Raw genomic sequence first — 16,177 nt, 5'->3', positions numbered from 1 at the left:
CATTTGTCCGCCCCTTTCCTTGGCAAACGGGGGACCCCTCCGTATTCAACGCGAACACAAGCGGTGGAGCACCCCACTTCCAAGGAGCTGGCGATGAGTCGTCACCAGACTGTCCTCGTCACCGCCGCCACGGGGCGACAGGGCGGAGCCACGGCCCGAGCGCTGCTGGCGGAAGGCAGCACCTCCGTGCGCGTCCTGGTCCGCAATCCGGAGGTGCCCAACGCCCGGGCCCTGGCGGCGGGGGCCGAGGTCGTGGTGGGCGACCTCGATGACCTCGCGTCCTTGCGCGCCGCCTGCGCGGGGGCTTGAGCCGTCTTCTCCATGCAGTCCCCCATCGTCTCCGCGACGGGCATCGACTGCGCATAAGAGGTCAAGCCCCGCGCTTGCCTCCTGCGCACCTGCTTGAGGGACCAGAAATGGCCGCAGTCTGGCGCCTGGAGCGAAGACGCCGTGGAACCTCGTGAGGTTTGCCCGAGGCGGAGGTACCAGGGACGCTACACGCCGTAACAGTTCCAGCCCGGTGAAGAGCAGGTGCGTGGTGCCGTCCGGCAGCGGGCGCTTCATCCGATAGGCGATGCGGCCGTCCTCCGCTCGTGACAGCCGCTCCAGCGCCAGCGCACCGCGCGCCCCGTAGCGGCATCGCCGTTCCAGTCCCTGCCTGTCTTTGGCATGCAGGCCCTTGCGTGGGCGGCGGCAACGCCTCGAAGCGCACGCCGCCCTCCCCCGGCACGAAGACGCCTTCCGGCACCAGCGCATGGTAGTGAGGCGTTACTTGCAAGGCCGAGCCGAAAAACTGCGTTCTTCGTGGGTTCGAGTGCTACCGCACCCAGCCCACGAAGCCCTGAAGCTCTGGTCCCATCTGCGATGCCGGCACGTCGAGCCGGATGCTGGAAGCGGAGAGCGCGGTCAGGGTGGGGCTGTTCTCCATCTGGACGCGTTCCATCACCAGGAGCGAATCGAAGGTGTCCGGCCAACACACCTCGCTTGCCTGGGAGCGCAGCAGGACCGTCGCGGCGAGGACGTGTGCGTCGTCGGGTGAGAACGCGAGGACCATGAGTCCACCCAGTCCCGTTCTCGGCTCGATGCCCGGTCGCGACGCGTCGAAGTTCGCCTGGAAGAGCGCTGGCGCGGGCACACGGTCGAAGGCGCAGGAGCGTGGCTGTCCTGAGTAGGTCGTGAGATAGGCCACGGGTTGGTGCTGCATCCAGGCCACGTGGCGCAGGAGTCGGGTGTCGACCTCGGAAGGGGCATCCACCTTCCTTCCATCCAGCAAGGCGGTGGGAACCCCGGCTTCCGGTGTCGATGGCAGCAGGAGCGTATGCACCCCGTCGGAGGAAACCGCACCGCGCGCGTGCGTGTCTCGTATGCCTCTTCCTGGCTCGAATTCGAAGAAGCGGCCGTCCTTCCCGACCTCGGCGGTTGCCTCACAGGAGAGCAGCGAGAAGGAGACGGTCCCCTGTGCGCTCCACCCTCGGGGGGTGAGCATCCCGTGCGTTGGACTCTCGAAGAGCCGCTCCACCTTGCCCGAACCCACCTCCACCGTGTGGACCTCCGCGAGCGGGCAGGGCCGCGACTCCGGACCAGTTCGCGCGAAGGACTCCAGGGAGAATGCGATCCGGGCGCCATCCGAGGACCAGAGGATGGGGCCCGCGCGGAACGGCCCCGGAGTCAGCGCGTGCTCGCGAAGGTCCAGCAGCATGCGTCGACCCGAGCCATCCGAATTGACGATCCACAGGAGGGCCCATCGGCCCGGGGATTCGTGCTCCTGCGCTTCCGGGCGTTCGACATAGGCCACCTGGCGCCCATCGGGAGAGATGGCGCCGCCGCTCCATCCCAGCCCGTTTCCGTAGGGGCGGGTGGCCACCACCCGCCCGGTCCGTGTCAGTGCGTACTCGCTGTCCCCAGCAGGGGTGCGGACCCACAAGTCCTGTTTGCGGACCTGAAGCAGCCAGGGCCCTCCGCCCATGCGCCTGGCGGGCGAGGCTTCCTGTCCGGGGAGGGCTTCATGGGTTCGCCCGTCGGTGAGCAGGGATGGGCTCCGGCATCCTCCGGCGAGGAGCAGGAGCAATGCGGCTGTTCTCAACCCCCTTCGCACCTTTGATTCCAGTCTCACCGATGGCCTCGCTGACTCGGGGGAATAGGAGCCCCCGGTGGACATCGGACTTGGACCGATGTCCACCGGGGAGGGCCCACCGTCGCTCGCCACGGATGGACCCGTTTACTTCGGAGCACCCAGGGGATGACGGTGATGCTCAGGTCCGCGGTGTTGTTCGCATCATTGATGTCCACCAGCGACCCGGTGGCCTCCACGGAGGTGGTGATGCTCCCAATGCGCAGCGGCTGCAAGACCACCGTCACGGTCAAGCTGGCGCTCGCGCCCAATGCCCCCAGATCACAGCCTACCGCCGAACCGTTGCGTTGGCAGCTTCCCTGCGAGGACGTCACAGAGACGAAGGTCACGCCGTCGGGCAGGACCTGTGAGAGGAAGACCTGACCTTCGGGACTGGTTCCGCCATTTGTCACGGTGAGCGTCAGCGTGAGGTTGGAGCCCACTTGTGCCGTCGATGGCGAGGCGGAAGTCGTCGCTGACAAGTCGGTCGCGGCGGAGGCAGGCTCGCAGGCATCCCCGAATCCATTGCCATTGAGGTCCGCCTGTCCCGGGTTCGCGGTCACGATACAGTTGTCGTCCGCATTGGCGACACCATCGCCGTCGGAGTCCAGCGATGCACCCGTGGCAAAGAGTGATTCTGGGTCCATTTCCCCGGCGGGCAGTGCACCCGCTACCGCCATGTTCCCGTCACTGTAGGCGCGGAAATCGAAGCGGAGGTTGGACCAATCCTCATGACCGGTGAGCACGGTCTTCGTCCCGTCGATGCAATCCTTGGGGGTGAAGTAGCTGCGCGTGCTGGACGTGTCCATTCCACCCGAGCCGAAGGAGATTGCCTACTTCAACACCTTCCGCGAGGACGACCCGGAGCGCACCGACAACCTGCTTGAGGGCGCCATCGGCATCCGCGTGCCGGGCGACGGCCATGTGTACGTCGTGGACACCGCGCGCGGGCTGCTCATCTTCAACGAGCCCTGAGCCCGCGCTAGCGCCGGAAGAACGACGCCTGCTGGAAGCGCAGGCCGGCCAGGATCTGCTCCACCCTCGCCTCGGACAGCGAGCCGATGCGCGCCTTCTCCACCGAGGAGACCTGCGACACCACCACGACGCTCTGCTTGGGCAGGTCGCCCTCGCCCGGCTCCAGCAGGACGTTGCCGGGCTCCGTGGCGCGGTGCAGGTTCGAGGTGAGCGCGCACACCACCACCGTGGTGATGCGCGAGTGGTTGAAGACGTCGTCCTGCACCACCACATGGGGATGTGCGTATTCGGGCGCGGGGCCCCGCGAGTCATCGGGCGCGAGCCAGTGCACGTCGCCGCGGTCGATTCGTGGCGGCGGCGCGCCCGTGGGTGTCTCTGATTTCGCTGTCATCGTCATATTTTCGGCCGGACCTCTCACTCCGAGTAACAGTCTGTCCATGCACTGGGATTCCTCCGTGAAATGCCAGGAGGAATGACCAGACATGAAAGCTGCCTTCGTAGAGCACCTGTCTAGCCTCTCGGGCGCGACACAGACAAGCAGCAGCCCCTCATGACAGGAGAAAAATCCGTGCGTGTCACCTCACCCCTTGCATGCATCACCCGCTGGCTCGTCCTGGGACTGAGCCTCTTCGGAGCACAAGCCTTCGCTGGATATGTCGACGCGCCGGATGACGTCGTCCTGCTCGGCATCGGGACCTCGAACCGCTACTACGTGGCGGGAGGCGCGCGCTTCTACATCCCGCCCGCGCAGCACAGCCTCTACTCGGGGCGCACGACGGTGGCCCTGCCCCAGGCCACCATCGACGGGTATACCCAGGTGCCCAGGGACGGCACCCTCTTCCGGCAGATTGGCAGCTCCCGCATCTATGTCGTCGTCGGACAGCGGCCCTGGTGGATTCCCAACGCCACGGAGCTGGATGCCTGGGATGACTGGAGGGTCGTCTACGACATTCCGAACAGCAACTGGTCCGACCCCTTCATCGACTTCACCTACGCCCAGAGCCTGCTGGTCATGGAGCGCACGACGAGCGACATCTACCTCTGGGTCGCCGGCGCCAAGTACCTCCTCACCGATCCCTCGGACATCGCCTACTTCGGCGGCTACGGCAGCGTGAAGTGGGTTCCCCTGGGCACGCTGGCGGAAATCTCGAGCGAGCCGTGGTGCGGCGCGGTCGTGCGTGAGCGCTCCAGCTCCACCGTGTACGTGACGGGCTTCATCAACCCCAGCACCCCCGGCATGCGCAAGTACGCCACGACCTATCCGTATACTGCGTACGGGGTGGTCCCGGACGGGGCGCTCTCGGGGCTCCCCACCTCGTCCTACGGGCTCGCCTGCATCTGGTAGTCGCTCGGCTTCGCGGGAGGGCCTGTCCCAGGGCCCTCCCGCGGGCTGGGGCCGCGCTCCAAGCAGGAGGGCCCCTCCCAGAGCGCCGGGCGGGCAGGCGCCCACACGATTCGTCAGGGGCGCGGCGCGCGCTTCAGTGCCAGGCCAGGAGGTCATGTCCGGCGAATCACCCGTCCCCACCCCCGGCGACCTGCCCACCCTGCGCTTCCCCCCGAGCTGCCCATCTCGAGCCAGGTGGAGGACACCACCGCGGCCATCACCGCCCATCAGATGGTCATCGTCGCGGGGGCCACCGGCTCGGGGAAGACGACGCAGCTGCCGAAGGTCCTGCTCGCCATGGGGCGCGGCCGCCCGCGCCAGATTGGCGTCACCCAGCCCCAGCGTATCGCCGCGACGAGCGTGGCGGGCGAGCTGGGCACGGACGTCGGCTACCAGATTCGCTTCGAGGACCGCTCGTCCCGGCGCACGGCCGTGAAGTTCATGACCGACGGTGTCCTGCTCGCGCAGCTCCACAGCGACCCGCTCCTGAGCCGCTACGATACCATCGTGCTCGACGAGGCCCACGAGCGCAGCCTCACCATCGACTTCCTGCTCGGGTGGCTCAAGCGCATCCTCCCCAGGCGCCCCGACCTCAAGGTGGTGGTGAGCTCGGCCACCATCGAGACCGAGCGCTTCTCGCAGTTCTTCGGAGGGGCGCCGGTCATCCAGGTGGAGGGCCGCACCTTTCCGGTGGACGTGATCTACGAGCCGCCCCCCGACGAAGACGAGCTCGCCGACTCCGTCGCCGACGCGGTGGCGAACGTGCTCTCGCTCGACCCGGACGGGGACGTCCTCGTGTTCCTCCCAGGGGAGCGGGAGATTCGCGAGGCCGAGAACGCCCTGAACGCGCGCGCGCCGCGCGGCACGGTGGTGCAACCGCGGTATGCGCGCCTGTCGGCCTCCGAGCAGTCGCGGGTCTTCGCCACCATCCCCGAGCGCCGGGTCATCCTCGCCACCAACGTCGCGGAGACGTCGGTCACCATCCCGGGAATCGTGTACGTCGTGGACACGGGGGTGGCGCGCCTGTCGCGCTATGACCCGCGCTCGGGCGTCACGCGCCTGCACATCGAGCCGGTCTCCCAGGCCAGCGCCGACCAGCGCAAGGGGCGCTGTGGCCGCGTGCGCGAGGGAATCTGCGTGGCGCATAAGAGGAATGGGGGCCCTGTTGAGGGGAGGGAGGGTGCAGAGGGGCCGAGGAGGGCCGCTGACGGGGCCGCCCGAGCGATGCTCCCGGCCGGTGGACAGGCCGCTTGAGCCCCCTTGGGGCACACGCCTGCCCAGGCCGCGCTCCTATCAGGTGCGTGGCAGCAGCCTTGGCCTGTTGGCGCCTCTTGAGCCTCAACACCACACGGCCTGGGGTGGCCCTCGTGCCGGGGCCAACCTCGCACATGCCGTGGGCAAGCCCAGGTGCTCCTGAATTGCCCGCACCCCGGGGGCCCCCTTCACGCTCGCCAACACCCTTGAGCCTGCCTCCACACCTCACGCAGGCGAACACGTCGAAGTCGAACGTCCTCCTGAGCAACTCGGCGAAAGTCCACTCGCGGTGTCCTCTCCTTCACCCGCTCCTTCCTCGCCGCTGCCTCATGCCCCGCGCTCGCCTCCTGCGCACCTGCCTGAGGGACCAGAAATGGCCGCAGTCTGGCGCCTGGAGCGAAGCGTCGCCGAGTTGGAGGCGATGCTGCTCAAGGTGGCCACGGCCCTGGACAGGTACGGGCGCCACGAGCGCGGCTGCCGCTTCTCGCGCACCCACGGCCAGTGCCGCTGCACCTGCCTGCTCCACGACCGCATCCGCGAAGGAGGACTGAAGCCGTGACGTCAGAGGTGGCTGGTCACGATGGCGATGCGACACACGTTGCACCTGGACTGAGGGGATGGCGGATGCCCGTCCAGCGTCATGAGGCCGAAGTCGGGAACCACCGGCTTCTCCTTCCCGCACTCCGGGCACTTGAGCAGCACCTTCGTCCAGTCGGTGCTGTCGCTGCTATCGGCCATTGCGGTGTTCCCCCGTGCTTGTGGGCTGGAGCGCCCACGTCCGCATTCTACCGGAGCCGCCCATGACGTGCCTGCGCGACGCGGACATTCGCCAGCCCCTGGCCCAACTCGCCGCGGGCGCATACCCGGGCGCCCAGGTGCTCCACGAGGTGGGGCTGGAGCGCGGCCAGGCGCTGGTGCCGTCCTGGTGGGGCGTGGTGCTGGCCCGCGCCGAGGGCGGAGGCCTCGTCCTCGAGGATGTCCGCCCGGCGCTCGACAACCCGAGCCCGAGCCCCGGCGCGACGGTGCGCCTGCTGTGGCGCCCAGAGATGCTGGACCTGCTGGAGACGGTTGGCGCGGCGCGAGGCGTCCGCTCCGCCAGCAAGGGGCGACTCCTGGCCCGGCTGATTAAGGTGCTGCCCCCGGCCGATCTGCGCGCCCGGGTGCGTCAGGTGGTGGCCGCACGCGGCGACTGGAGGCTGACGTGAGTCGGTGCAACCGCTACGCCCTCGCCCGGGACGCCAACGAGGGCCCCATCGTCGAGCGCATCCGACTGGCCGGGTGGTTCGTCCTCCGCCTCAACGGCGCCGGGCTGCCGGACCTGCTGTGTGTCCGCGGCGGCCGCGTGGTGTTCATCGAGGTGAAAGCGGCGAAAGGCGGGAGGATGAAGCCAGCCCAGGTTGAGCTCCACGCCCAACTCAGCGCCGCGGGGCTCACCATCGCCATCGCCACCACCCCCGAGGAGGCGCTCGCGGCGCTGGACGGCACCGTCGTGCGCACCGTCCAGGACGTCCGCGCGGAGAAGCGTCGCGGCGCCACCAGTGTCCGAGCACTGGCTACCGCTGCCAGTTATCGCAGTACCAACACGAGGAAACCGTGATGCGCTACTACCTGGACGCCGAGTACACCCGCTTCGGCGGCGAGCTGATGTCCCTCGCGCTCGTGCCGGCCGACCCCGCCCTGGAGTCGTTCTACGTCGCGGTCGAGTGGGTGGGACAGACCGACCCGTGGGTGGAGACGCACGTTGTCCCCCACCTCGGCAGCGAGGTCGTCTCGCGCGAGCTTGCGTCGCGGAAGCTGGCGACGTTCATGCGGGAACGAGCGGTGGGGCACATGGTCGTCGTCGCGGACTGGCCGACCGATTTCGAGCACCTCTTGGCGTTGCTCATCACCGGCCCGGGGCGCATGCAGCCGGTGCCAGACTTCGACATGAAGTTCCAGCGCCTGCCGGGCTTCAACACGGCGAGCACCAGCCGGGTGCCGCACAACGCGCTGGCGGACGCCGAGGCGCTCCGCGACTACTGCGAGGCCAACCATGGGTGACGCCAACCAGGACCAGGTGCGTCAGTTCGTAACCGTCCGGCCAAGGACGTGGCGCGCACGGTTGCAGGCGGCCGTAGGCCGTGTTCGGCGAGCGCCGCGAGGAGCGAGGAGTTCAGGGACTGGACTGCAGGGCTGAGTCAGGTGGCTCGGCGACGCGTCGACGTTTCCACTCGTGGGGTAGCAGCTCACCGATGCGGGAGTTGGGATGCGTCTGCACCCGCAGCAGCACGTCGGCCAGATACTCCTCGGGGTTGACCTGGTTGGCCTCGCAGGTGGCCACCAGTGCGTAGAGGCCCGCGAGGTTTTCACCCGCGACCTCGTGGCCGACGAAGAGAAAGTTCTTACGGCCCAGAGCCGCCTTCCGCAGCGCCGATTCCGAGCGGTTGTTGTCGAGAGGAAGTCGCTCATTCTCCACGAAGCGCGTGAGGGCCTCCCACTGCTTCACCGCGTAGGAAATGGCCTGGCCCAGCGGACTCTTGGGCGGGTGACGCGGCGCCTGCATTTCAAGCCAGACGTGCAGTCGCGTGAGGACGGGAGCGCTGTGCTGCTGGCGCAGCTCGCGGTGGGCAGCGGTACGCACCACGTCCGCGCCTCTCGCCTGGGCCTCCACCCGGTAGAGCTCGAGGATGAAGTCCAAGGCCTCACGCGCCTCGGGCGCGGTGGCCAGCGCGTCGAAGAAGCGGCGACGCACGTGGGCCCAGCACCCGACGCGTACCCGGCCCTTTGGCAGCGTCACCGCGTTGTAGCCGGTGTATGCGTCCACCACGAGCGCGCCCTCGGCGCCGCCCAGGACTTCCTTGGGCGTCTTGCTGGTGCGGCCCATGCTGAAGCGGTAGCCGATGAGCCACTCGCCCGCGTCATTCAGGGTGAGGAAAGTCCAGAGGTAGCCCAGCTTCGTCTTCTTCACGTCCAGCACGCGCAGCGGCGTCTCGTCGGCCCACACCACGTCCGCGGCGGCAATGCATTGCAAGAGGTGCTGGGAGAGAGGCAGCAGCACTGAGGCGGCCTGGTGGTAGAGGTCCGTCAGCGTGCTTCGGCTCATGGGTACGCCGCTTCTCTCCACCCGCTGCAGTGGCATGGCGTCCGCGCACTTCGATGTCACCACGTGGGCAATGAAGCCCGGGCCGTACTCGCCCCTGTCCACCACCCGCGCCGGAGGTGGGGCGGTGACGACGCCCCGGCCGCACGCGCACGCCAGCACTTCCTGCACGTGCACCTGCTTCTCGAAGCGCGCCGGCACGTATTCGTACAGCACCGAAGCACGGCCCTTGCCCAGCGACTGTAAGTCCTCGCCGCCGCACGCCGGGCAGTGGCGCTCCTCGGCTGGCACCGCGTGGCGAATCTCTCGCGCCGGGGCCTCCTCGGCGTTCCGGGCCGCCCGCTGCTGGCGCTTCTTCTTCGCGGCGTCGCCATCTTCGCTTCCAGCGACGTCAGGCGCTCCTTGAGTTCCTCCGCCTCCTCGCGCCAGGGGCAGAAGTGGTCTTGAGGTAACTGACGCGGCACTCCGCCTCAAACCGCCGCCGCCGCACCTCGTCCCGGGCCAGGCCTGTCAGGTGCCCGTGCGCCCGGGAGGCATCCAGGCGGGCTGACGCCGCACCTGGGCCAGGTCAATGCCGTCCAGCAGCATCGCCAACTGCGTCGCGTCCAGGTGCACCGTCTGCGCGCCAGCGTCCACCGGCGGCAGCCGGAATCTCCCCGTCTCCAGTCGCTTGTACAGCAGCACGAAACCGCCCCGGCTCCACGTCAGCACTTTGACTCTGTCGCCCTTGCGCGAGACGAAGGCGAAGAGGTGGCCCGAGTAGACGTCCTCGCCCCACTCGGCGCGCACCAGCGCCATGAGGCCGTCTATCGACTTGCGCATGTCCACCGGCCCAGTCGCCAGCACCACGCGCACCGAGGCAGGCAGGGCAAACATTCCTCACCGCCCCAGCGCCGCGACGAGGCGGGCCACGTACTCCACGTCGGTGCCGGAGGCGAATCGCAGGCGCGCACCGCTGGCCAGCTCCACCTCCAGCAGCGCCGTGCTCGGCTGCGACACGCCAGCCACCTCCACCGGCAGCAGGCGCACCGTCTCAGCTTTCCCAGTCTGCTGACGTCGCCGCCGATACACCCACGACTGCAGCGTGCTCAGCCGCACGCCTCGCTGCGCGGAGAAATCCTTCTGCGTCAGTCCGCTCGCCTCGAAGGCCTCAGCAACCCGCCACCATTCCGGCTTCGACATGCACGCCAGGGTCCACGGCGCCGACTCCTTACTCAACGTCTCTCAGCACGTCCTTGGCCGGACGGATACGAACACGTCGAAGTCGAACGTCCTCCTGAGCAACTCGGCGAAAGTCCACTCGCGGTGTCCTCTCCTTCACCCGCTCCTTCCTCGCCGCTGCCTCATGCCCCGCGCTCGCCTCCTGCGCACCTGCTTGAGGCAGCGTTTCGGCCTTCAACCTTGTGCTCCCGGGCGGGGAGCTCGCCCCCGCGGAGGGCTGCTCTCCGCTGGCGCCCGCGCGGGGATGCGTGAAGCAGGTCCACGTCTGCGCTGGGGACTTCTCGGGTCTCCGGGCGATACGAGACGATGGCCGGACGCGTCGCCGTCCTCCATCCGGACCCGGTGACTGCACGCGCAGGAGTTGGCGAGGTGGCGCGAGAGCTCTGGGAGTGGGGGAACCATGAGGCCCCGTTCCGTTGCGCCTTCGCGCTTCTCTCCGCAGCGGAGGGCCTCGAGCGCTCCGCCGAAGACGAGGCCCTCCACGCCGCCGGGTCCACCGCTGCGGACCTGTCGCCCCGTCTACGCCAATGCCTGCACGGAAACGCCCTTTGCCGCCTGTAGGGATGCCGGCAGCGGAAGGCCTAAGGAGGTCATCGTCGAGCGACGCTTCTTGGCCGCGCGGCCCCGGCGCCGGGGCCCATCCCTCCGGGGCCCCTCACCCGGCCCTGAGCACCGGGGCCTCGGCGAGGAAGTTCTCCGCCGAGTCGTCCAGCTCGTCCATCCACTTGCGACGGTGCGGCGTGGCGCGGGTGCCGGTAACGAGCGACGTGAAGGTGCGGTCGCGGTAGCCGAGGATGTCCTCCTGCTTGTCGCGCAGCCACTGCTTCAGCAGCTCCGCGACCTTCTCCACGCTGAAGCCCGGGTAGTCGGTGCGGTCGAGCAGGTCCCGGATGTAGGCGGTTTGGAAGTCCACCGCCCCGAACGAATCCTGGATCCCCTCCTCACGCTCGACCCACGCCGCGATGTCCGCCTCGCGCTCCTCGGCGGACGGCAGCGCGGTGCACCCCATGATCACGTCGCGCACCAGCCATGCCTGGGCGTCGAACATGTTGAAGGTGTAGTACTGGTCCTGCATCCCCAGGTAGGCGAGCTCCGGCTGGCCTTGCCAGAACACGCCCTTGTAGAGCCCCGGCGGGTAGAGCCGGTTGTGGCTCTCCAGGCGCAGCGCATTGGGAAGGAAGCGGTACTTGTGCTGGTAACCCGTGCACAGGATGACCGCATCGAGCGTCGCGGAGGTCCCATCCGCGAAGTGCGCGCGGTTCCCCTCGAACCGCTTCACCAATGGTACCTCCTTCATGCCCTTGGGCCACCTGAAGCCCATGGGGGCGGACCGGTAGCTGATGGTCACCGACTTCACGCCCAGCTTGTGGCACTGCACGCCGATGTCCTCGGCGGAGTAGCTGCTCCCGATCAGCAGGAGATTCTTTCCCGCGAACTCCTCGGCGCCGCGGAAGTCGTGCGCGTGCAGCACGCGACCGGGGAAGGAGTCGATGCCCTCGAAGAAGGGCACGTTCGGCGTGGAGAAGTGGCCGGTTGCGTTCACCACCCGGTCGAACGACTCCTCGCGGACCTCGCGCTTGGCGAGGTCGTCGACCACCACGGTGAACTTCCGGGTCTCCTCGGACCAGGAGAGCCAACGAACGATGGTGTTGAACTGGATGTACTTGCGGACGTCGCACTTCTCCACCCGCCCGCGGATGTAGTCGTAGAGCACCTCGCGCGGCGGATAGGACGGGATCGGCCGGCCGAAGTGCTCGTCGAAGGAGTAGTCGGCGAACTCGAGCGCCTCCTTCGGACCGTTCGACCACAGGTGCCGGTACATGCTGCCGTGCACCGGCTCGCCGTAGCGTCCCAGGCCGGTCCTCCACGTGTAGTTCCAGAGCCCGCCCCAATCCTCCTGCTTCTCGAAGCAGACGATTTCCGGGATCTCCGCTCCCTTGCGGGCAGCGGATTCAAACGCACGCAACTGGGCCAAGCCGCTGGGGCCAGCTCCGATGATCGCGACACGAAGAGCCATCTGGACACACCTCGAGCAGGGGAGCTGCCCGGCGCACCTGGGCGCCGGCGATCGTCCCGCAGGTTCATGCACGTGGGCGCACGCGCCCCATGCACCGGAGTCCGTGGACTCCGGGTGGATGGAATGCCGAGCGGCGCAGAGGCCGGGGCAAGGAACGTCGGACGCGAGCGAGGGCGCCATCGACGCAGGAGCGTTTCGCATAGCTGAGCGCGCGAGAACGGATTCCTATGGGGTCAAACATTCACCAGACTTGACCGTGGATGTCAACGCTCGAGCTGCCTTGCGCCCTGACAGCGTCCGCTCGTCCGCCCGCTCGCCCCGCAAGCGCACTCTTGGTATCTCGACCGTCGACCGCAGGGATGCGCCATCGCTCAGCCAGCGCACCGATGCCTTGGGGACGGCGTCACCACAGCGAGAGCTCGGTCAGACTCAGCGGCAGCCCGCCGTTGTCGGTCTTGCTGCGCAGGCGGATGCAGCGGGCGCGGGTCGCGGGGATGAACGATCCGACGATGCCGTCCATTTCAAGCGGGCCACCACACGCGCACAGAAGCAGCGCGGAGATTCCAAGCCGAAATCGCGCATAGAAGGCTCCCGCGGAAGGCGCGCTCACCGCGACCCGGCCGACGTTCTCCTGGCAGGCCGCGCAAGACGCCACGGGCGTCACGCACCAGCAATTGCGCACTGATGGCGGAGCCGCCATCACCCTTGGAGGGAGCGTCACCTCCCATGTCCTGACCGCCGACCTGTCACCGGGCGTCCACTTCGTGATTGTCACCGCGTGTGACCGCTTCGACCACTGCGGGTCGACGCCGGTCCGCTCGTTCGAGATCGTCGGAACGCAGCTCACCGCCCCGGCGCCCCTGGCCCCCACGGGAAGCACCTATGTCGCCACCCCTCGACCCGAGTGCTCCTGGGCGCCCGCCACGGACGACGTGGGCATCGCGTCGTATGTCCTCGAATGGAGCGGGGGCACGCCGGTGACGCTCGGGGGAGCGGTGACGCGGTACACGCCCATGGTGGACCTCGCCGAGGGCGCCCACACCTGGCGGGTCACCGCCTGCGATGCCAGCGCGCAGTGCACGAGCAGCGTCTGGGCGTCCTTCTCCGTGGACCTCCAGGCGCCGACCGCGCCCTTCCTCCTGGCGCCGTCTCTCGAGGAAGTCGTCTGGGAAAATCCTCTCTACATCTTCGAGTGGGTTCCCGCCTACGACGCCCAGCACTACGTCCAATACACGGTGGTCATCGATGACCAGGAGTACGCGGTCTCCAATTCGGACTCGGTGCTCTACCTGGAGGAGTTCCTGGACTACGTCGAGCACACCTGGTTCGTGAGGGCGTGCGACCTGGCGGGAAACTGCACGGACTCTCCCAGCCAGGTCTTCACCATCCAGCCCTACATCAAATGATGCAGTGAGCAGGACGGCGCCACCTCAGGGAAACGCGCTAGTGAGACATCCGTAAGCACAATCACGTACGCGTTTCCCTCCAATCCAAAACCAATCCCATTCGCTTGACAGACAACGCAAGGAAGCGCACCTTGCCCAAGAACTGACTAGTCAGCCAAAGCAGCAAAACAATCAATCACTGGAGTCATCATGAGCCTGTCGCCATTCAGCCCCCGTGAAGTGGCCGCGCGCCGCAGGAGCCGTTCTCTTCTCACGTTCGTGCTCACCGGGGCCGTGGCCCTGGGTGTGACCCTGCCTGGCGTGAGCCACGCAATCCCTGGCGGCAAAGGCTGGCAGGGAAGGTACACGCTCACCATTCCCACCGGTCAGGTCGACCAGTTCTTCCACTACGCGTGCCCGGCGGCCTACCCGGTCGCCACGAGCGGTGGGTTCCTCCCCAACGTCGCCGCCAAGATTGGAATGGTCGTGCTCGGTGATGGGCCCCGTCTGGACATCACGCCCGTGGGCTACAACGAATGGTCCTGGATCATCGGCTGGCCCAGCGGTGCACGGGCGGGGTCGACCATCAGCTTCGACGTCTACTGCGTCGCCGGGCCCGCCTGAGCAACGACGGGTCCGGTGTCCTCAGGGCGCCGCGGGGTTGTCCCAGACGCTGGTGAAGGCGGCGCCGAAGTAGATGCGCGCCGCGCCGCGGTCATCGAAGGGCACCGGCGACATCGCCGCGAGGCAGGAGGTGTCCGGCGGCGCATGAGGGTTCTGGATGAAGCTCGCCGTGACCAGGTGCGTGGTGCCGTCCGGCAGCGGGCGCTTCATCCGAGAGGCGATGCGGCCGTCCTCCGCTCGTGACAGCCGCTCCAGCGCCAGCGCACCGCGCGCCCCGTAGCGGCATCGCCGTTCCAGTCCCTGCCTGTCGTTGGCATGCACGTCCTTGCGTGGGCGGCGGCAACGCCTCGAAGCGCACGCCGCCCTCCCCTGGCACGAAGACGCCTTCCGGCACCAGCGCATGGTCGTGAGGCGTTACTTGCAAGGCCGAGCCGAAAAATTGCGTTCTTCGTGGGTTCGAGTGCTACCGCACCCAGCCCACGAAGCCCTGAAGCTCTGGTCCCATCTGCGATGCCGGCACGTCGAGCCGGATGCTGGAAGCGGAGAGCGCGGTCAGGGTGGGGCTGTTCTCCATCTGGACGCGTTCCATCACCAGGAGCGAATCGAAGGTGTCCGGCCAGCACACCTCGCTTGCCTGGGAGCGCAGCAGGACCGTCGCGGCGAGGACGTGTGCGTCGTCGGGTGAGAACGCGACGACCATGAGTCCACCCAGTCCCGTTCTCGGCTCGATGCCCGGTCGCGACGCGTCGAAGTTCGCCTGGAAGAGCGCTGGCGCGGGCACACGGTCGAAGGTGCAGGAGCGAGGCTGTCCTGAGTAGGTCGTGAGATAGGCCACGGGTTGGTGCTGCATCCAGGCCACGTGGCGCAGGAGTCGGGTGTCGACCTCGGAAGGGGCATCCACCTTCCTTCCATCCAGCAAGGCGGTGGGAACCCCGGCTTCCGGTGTCGATGGCAGCAGGAGCGTATGCACCCCGTCGGAGGAAACCGCACCGCGCGCGTGCGTGTCTCGTATGCCTCTTCCTGGCTCAAATTCGAAGAAGCGGCCGTCCTTCCCGACCTCGGCGGTTGCCTCACAGGAGAGCAGCGAGAAGGAGACGGTCCCCTGTGCGCTCCACCCTCGGGGGGTGAGCATCCCGTGCGTTGGACTCTCGAAGAGCCGCTCCACCTTGCCCGAACCCACCTCCACAGTGTGGACCTCCGCGAGCGGGCAGGGCCGCGACTCCGGACCGGTTCGCGCGAAGGACTCCAGGGAGAATGCGATCCGGGCGCCATCCGAGGACCAGAGGATGGGGCCCGCGCGGAACGGCCCCGGAGTCAGCGCGTGCTCGCGAAGGTCCAGCAGCATGCGTCGACCCGAGCCATCCGAATTGACGATCCACAGGAGGGCCCATCGGCCCGGGGATGCGTGCTCCTGCGCTTCCGGGCGTTCGACATAGGCCACCTGGCGCCCATCGGGAGAGATGGCGACGCCGCTCCATCCCAGCCCGTTTCCGTAGGGGCGGGTGGCCACCACCCGCCCGGTCCGTGTCAGTGCGTACTCGCTGTCCCCAGCAGGGGTGCGGACCCACAAGTCCTGTTTGCGGACCTGAAGCAGCCAGGGCCCTCCGCCCATGCGCCTGGCGGGTGAGGCTTCCGGTCCGGGGAGGGCTTCATGGGTTCGCCCGTCGGTGAGCAGGGATGGGCTCCGGCATCCTCCGGCGAGGAGCAGGAGCAATGCGGCTGTTCTCAACCCCCTTCGCACCTTTGATTCCAGTCTCACCGACGGCCTCGCTGACTAGGCGGAATAGGAGCCCCCGGTGGACATAGGACTTGGACCGATTTCCACCAGCGACCTGGTACCCTCCACGGAGGTGGTGATGATCCCAATGCTCAGCGGCTGCAAGACCACCGTCACGGTCAAGCTGGCGCTCGCGCCCAATGCCCCCAGATCACAGCCTACCGCCGAACCGTTGCGTTGGCAGCCTCCCTGCGAGGACGTCACAGCGACGAAGGTCACGCCGTCGGGTAGGAGCTGTGAGAGGAAGACCTGACCTTCGGGACGGGTTCCGCCATTTGTCACGGTGAGCGTCAGCGTGAGGTTGGAGCCCACTTGTGCTGTCGATGGCGAGGCGGAAATCGTCGCTGACAC

19 protein-coding genes and 3 pseudogenes are annotated in these 16,177 nt (G+C 67.9%); 10 read left to right on the top strand and 12 right to left on the bottom strand.

What is annotated here, in order from left to right:
* Positions 1-93 precede the first annotated feature (93 nt).
* The gene (locus tag BHS09_RS02545) at positions 94-309 is read left to right on the top strand and encodes an NmrA family NAD(P)-binding protein (RefSeq protein WP_237080152.1); all 216 of its coding nucleotides are present in this window, start codon (positions 94-96) and stop codon (positions 307-309) included.
* A gap of 189 nt (positions 310-498) precedes the next feature.
* Here the strand turns inward: BHS09_RS02545 and BHS09_RS39155 are convergent.
* The 3 genes and pseudogenes from BHS09_RS39155 to BHS09_RS38505 all read right to left on the bottom strand — a co-directional run.
* Positions 499-756, bottom strand: a pseudogene (locus tag BHS09_RS39155) (transposase); the annotation flags it as partial.
* A gap of 61 nt (positions 757-817) precedes the next feature.
* Complete coding sequence (locus BHS09_RS02535; protein ID WP_237080151.1) at positions 818-2,068, bottom strand: TolB family protein; 1,251 nt, start codon at positions 2,066-2,068, stop codon at positions 818-820.
* A 41-nt stretch (positions 2,069-2,109) separates the two neighbouring features.
* Entirely contained in the window at positions 2,110-2,757 is a 648-nt protein-coding gene (locus tag BHS09_RS38505) for a DUF11 domain-containing protein (protein WP_237080434.1), read from the bottom strand.
* A 139-nt stretch (positions 2,758-2,896) separates the two neighbouring features.
* Between BHS09_RS38505 and BHS09_RS02525 the strand changes: the two are divergent.
* Positions 2,897-3,085, top strand: a pseudogene (locus BHS09_RS02525) (LVIVD repeat-containing protein); the annotation flags it as partial.
* Between the two features lie 7 nt (positions 3,086-3,092).
* On the opposite strand, the gene BHS09_RS02520 reads toward BHS09_RS02525, so the two are convergent.
* A complete protein-coding gene (locus tag BHS09_RS02520) occupies positions 3,093-3,476 on the bottom strand; it encodes a type II toxin-antitoxin system PemK/MazF family toxin (protein WP_140797060.1) in 384 nt (127 codons plus the stop codon).
* Between the two features lie 177 nt (positions 3,477-3,653).
* Here BHS09_RS02520 and BHS09_RS02515 point away from each other — a divergent pair, with 177 nt between their 5' ends.
* From BHS09_RS02515 to BHS09_RS38500, 3 genes are all read left to right on the top strand, one after another.
* Positions 3,654-4,430 carry a hypothetical protein gene (locus BHS09_RS02515; RefSeq protein ID WP_140786903.1) on the top strand — a complete coding sequence of 259 codons (777 nt, stop codon included), beginning with the start codon at positions 3,654-3,656 and terminating at the stop codon, positions 4,428-4,430.
* Between the two features lie 234 nt (positions 4,431-4,664).
* Positions 4,665-5,723 (top strand): helicase-related protein, encoded by a 1,059-nt coding sequence (locus tag BHS09_RS02510; RefSeq protein ID WP_237080150.1) that lies wholly within the window; start codon positions 4,665-4,667, stop codon positions 5,721-5,723.
* A 373-nt stretch (positions 5,724-6,096) separates the two neighbouring features.
* A complete protein-coding gene (locus tag BHS09_RS38500; RefSeq protein WP_140852914.1) occupies positions 6,097-6,282 on the top strand; it encodes a hypothetical protein in 186 nt (61 codons plus the stop codon).
* A gap of 2 nt (positions 6,283-6,284) precedes the next feature.
* On the opposite strand, the gene BHS09_RS38795 is transcribed toward BHS09_RS38500, so the two are convergent.
* Complete coding sequence (locus tag BHS09_RS38795; protein WP_174258615.1) at positions 6,285-6,461, bottom strand: hypothetical protein; 177 nt, start codon at positions 6,459-6,461, stop codon at positions 6,285-6,287.
* Between the two features lie 62 nt (positions 6,462-6,523).
* Here BHS09_RS38795 and BHS09_RS02495 point away from each other — a divergent pair, with 62 nt between their 5' ends.
* Genes BHS09_RS02495 through BHS09_RS02485 form a run of 3 tightly spaced genes read left to right on the top strand, consistent with a single transcriptional unit; the run spans position 6,524 to position 7,763 of the window.
* Entirely contained in the window at positions 6,524-6,928 is a 405-nt protein-coding gene (locus tag BHS09_RS02495; RefSeq protein WP_140786900.1) for a hypothetical protein, read from the top strand.
* Positions 6,925-7,320 carry a VRR-NUC domain-containing protein gene (locus tag BHS09_RS02490; RefSeq protein ID WP_140786899.1) on the top strand — a complete coding sequence of 132 codons (396 nt, stop codon included), beginning with the start codon at positions 6,925-6,927 and terminating at the stop codon, positions 7,318-7,320. Before BHS09_RS02495 ends, BHS09_RS02490 begins: the two co-directional genes overlap by 4 nt.
* On the top strand, positions 7,320-7,763 hold the full coding sequence (locus BHS09_RS02485) for an HAD family hydrolase (protein ID WP_140786898.1): 444 nt from the start codon (positions 7,320-7,322) through the stop codon (positions 7,761-7,763). The genes BHS09_RS02490 and BHS09_RS02485 overlap by 1 nt, the downstream gene beginning before the upstream one ends.
* Positions 7,764-7,875: 112 nt before the next feature.
* Here the strand turns inward: BHS09_RS02485 and tnpC are convergent.
* From tnpC to BHS09_RS02465, 4 genes and pseudogenes are all read right to left on the bottom strand, one after another.
* Positions 7,876-9,266, bottom strand: a pseudogene (gene tnpC / locus BHS09_RS02480) (IS66 family transposase).
* Between the two features lie 46 nt (positions 9,267-9,312).
* Positions 9,313-9,678: an IS66 family insertion sequence element accessory protein TnpB gene (gene tnpB, locus BHS09_RS02475; protein ID WP_140786897.1), complete on the bottom strand. Its 366-nt coding sequence runs from the start codon at positions 9,676-9,678 to the stop codon at positions 9,313-9,315.
* Positions 9,679-9,681: 3 nt separating this feature from the next.
* Positions 9,682-9,984, bottom strand: coding sequence for an IS66 family insertion sequence element accessory protein TnpA (tnpA, locus tag BHS09_RS02470; protein ID WP_140786896.1), 303 nt, complete (start codon positions 9,982-9,984; stop codon positions 9,682-9,684).
* A 694-nt stretch (positions 9,985-10,678) separates the two neighbouring features.
* On the bottom strand, positions 10,679-12,040 hold the full coding sequence (locus BHS09_RS02465) for a flavin-containing monooxygenase (protein ID WP_140797058.1): 1,362 nt from the start codon (positions 12,038-12,040) through the stop codon (positions 10,679-10,681).
* A gap of 674 nt (positions 12,041-12,714) precedes the next feature.
* On the opposite strand from BHS09_RS02465, the gene BHS09_RS39150 reads away from it, so the two are divergent.
* Positions 12,715-13,446 (top strand): hypothetical protein, encoded by a 732-nt coding sequence (locus BHS09_RS39150; RefSeq protein ID WP_237080149.1) that lies wholly within the window; start codon positions 12,715-12,717, stop codon positions 13,444-13,446.
* A 189-nt stretch (positions 13,447-13,635) separates the two neighbouring features.
* The gene (locus tag BHS09_RS02455) at positions 13,636-14,049 is read left to right on the top strand and encodes a hypothetical protein (RefSeq protein WP_140797057.1); all 414 of its coding nucleotides are present in this window, start codon (positions 13,636-13,638) and stop codon (positions 14,047-14,049) included.
* A gap of 21 nt (positions 14,050-14,070) precedes the next feature.
* Here BHS09_RS02455 and BHS09_RS39145 read toward each other — a convergent pair whose 3' ends face one another.
* From BHS09_RS39145 to BHS09_RS40180, 3 genes are all read right to left on the bottom strand, one after another.
* The gene (locus BHS09_RS39145; protein ID WP_140797056.1) at positions 14,071-14,370 is read right to left on the bottom strand and encodes a transposase; all 300 of its coding nucleotides are present in this window, start codon (positions 14,368-14,370) and stop codon (positions 14,071-14,073) included.
* A 142-nt stretch (positions 14,371-14,512) separates the two neighbouring features.
* The gene (locus BHS09_RS02445) at positions 14,513-15,661 is read right to left on the bottom strand and encodes a TolB family protein (protein WP_140797055.1); all 1,149 of its coding nucleotides are present in this window, start codon (positions 15,659-15,661) and stop codon (positions 14,513-14,515) included.
* Between the two features lie 162 nt (positions 15,662-15,823).
* On the bottom strand, positions 15,824-16,138 hold the full coding sequence (locus BHS09_RS40180) for a hypothetical protein (protein WP_418764029.1): 315 nt from the start codon (positions 16,136-16,138) through the stop codon (positions 15,824-15,826).
* Positions 16,139-16,177: the final 39 nt, after the last annotated feature.

Source organism: Myxococcus xanthus (assembly GCF_006402735.1).
GTDB classification, from domain to species: domain Bacteria; phylum Myxococcota; class Myxococcia; order Myxococcales; family Myxococcaceae; genus Myxococcus; species Myxococcus xanthus_A.
This window is presented reverse-complemented; position numbering and strand designations above follow the sequence as displayed.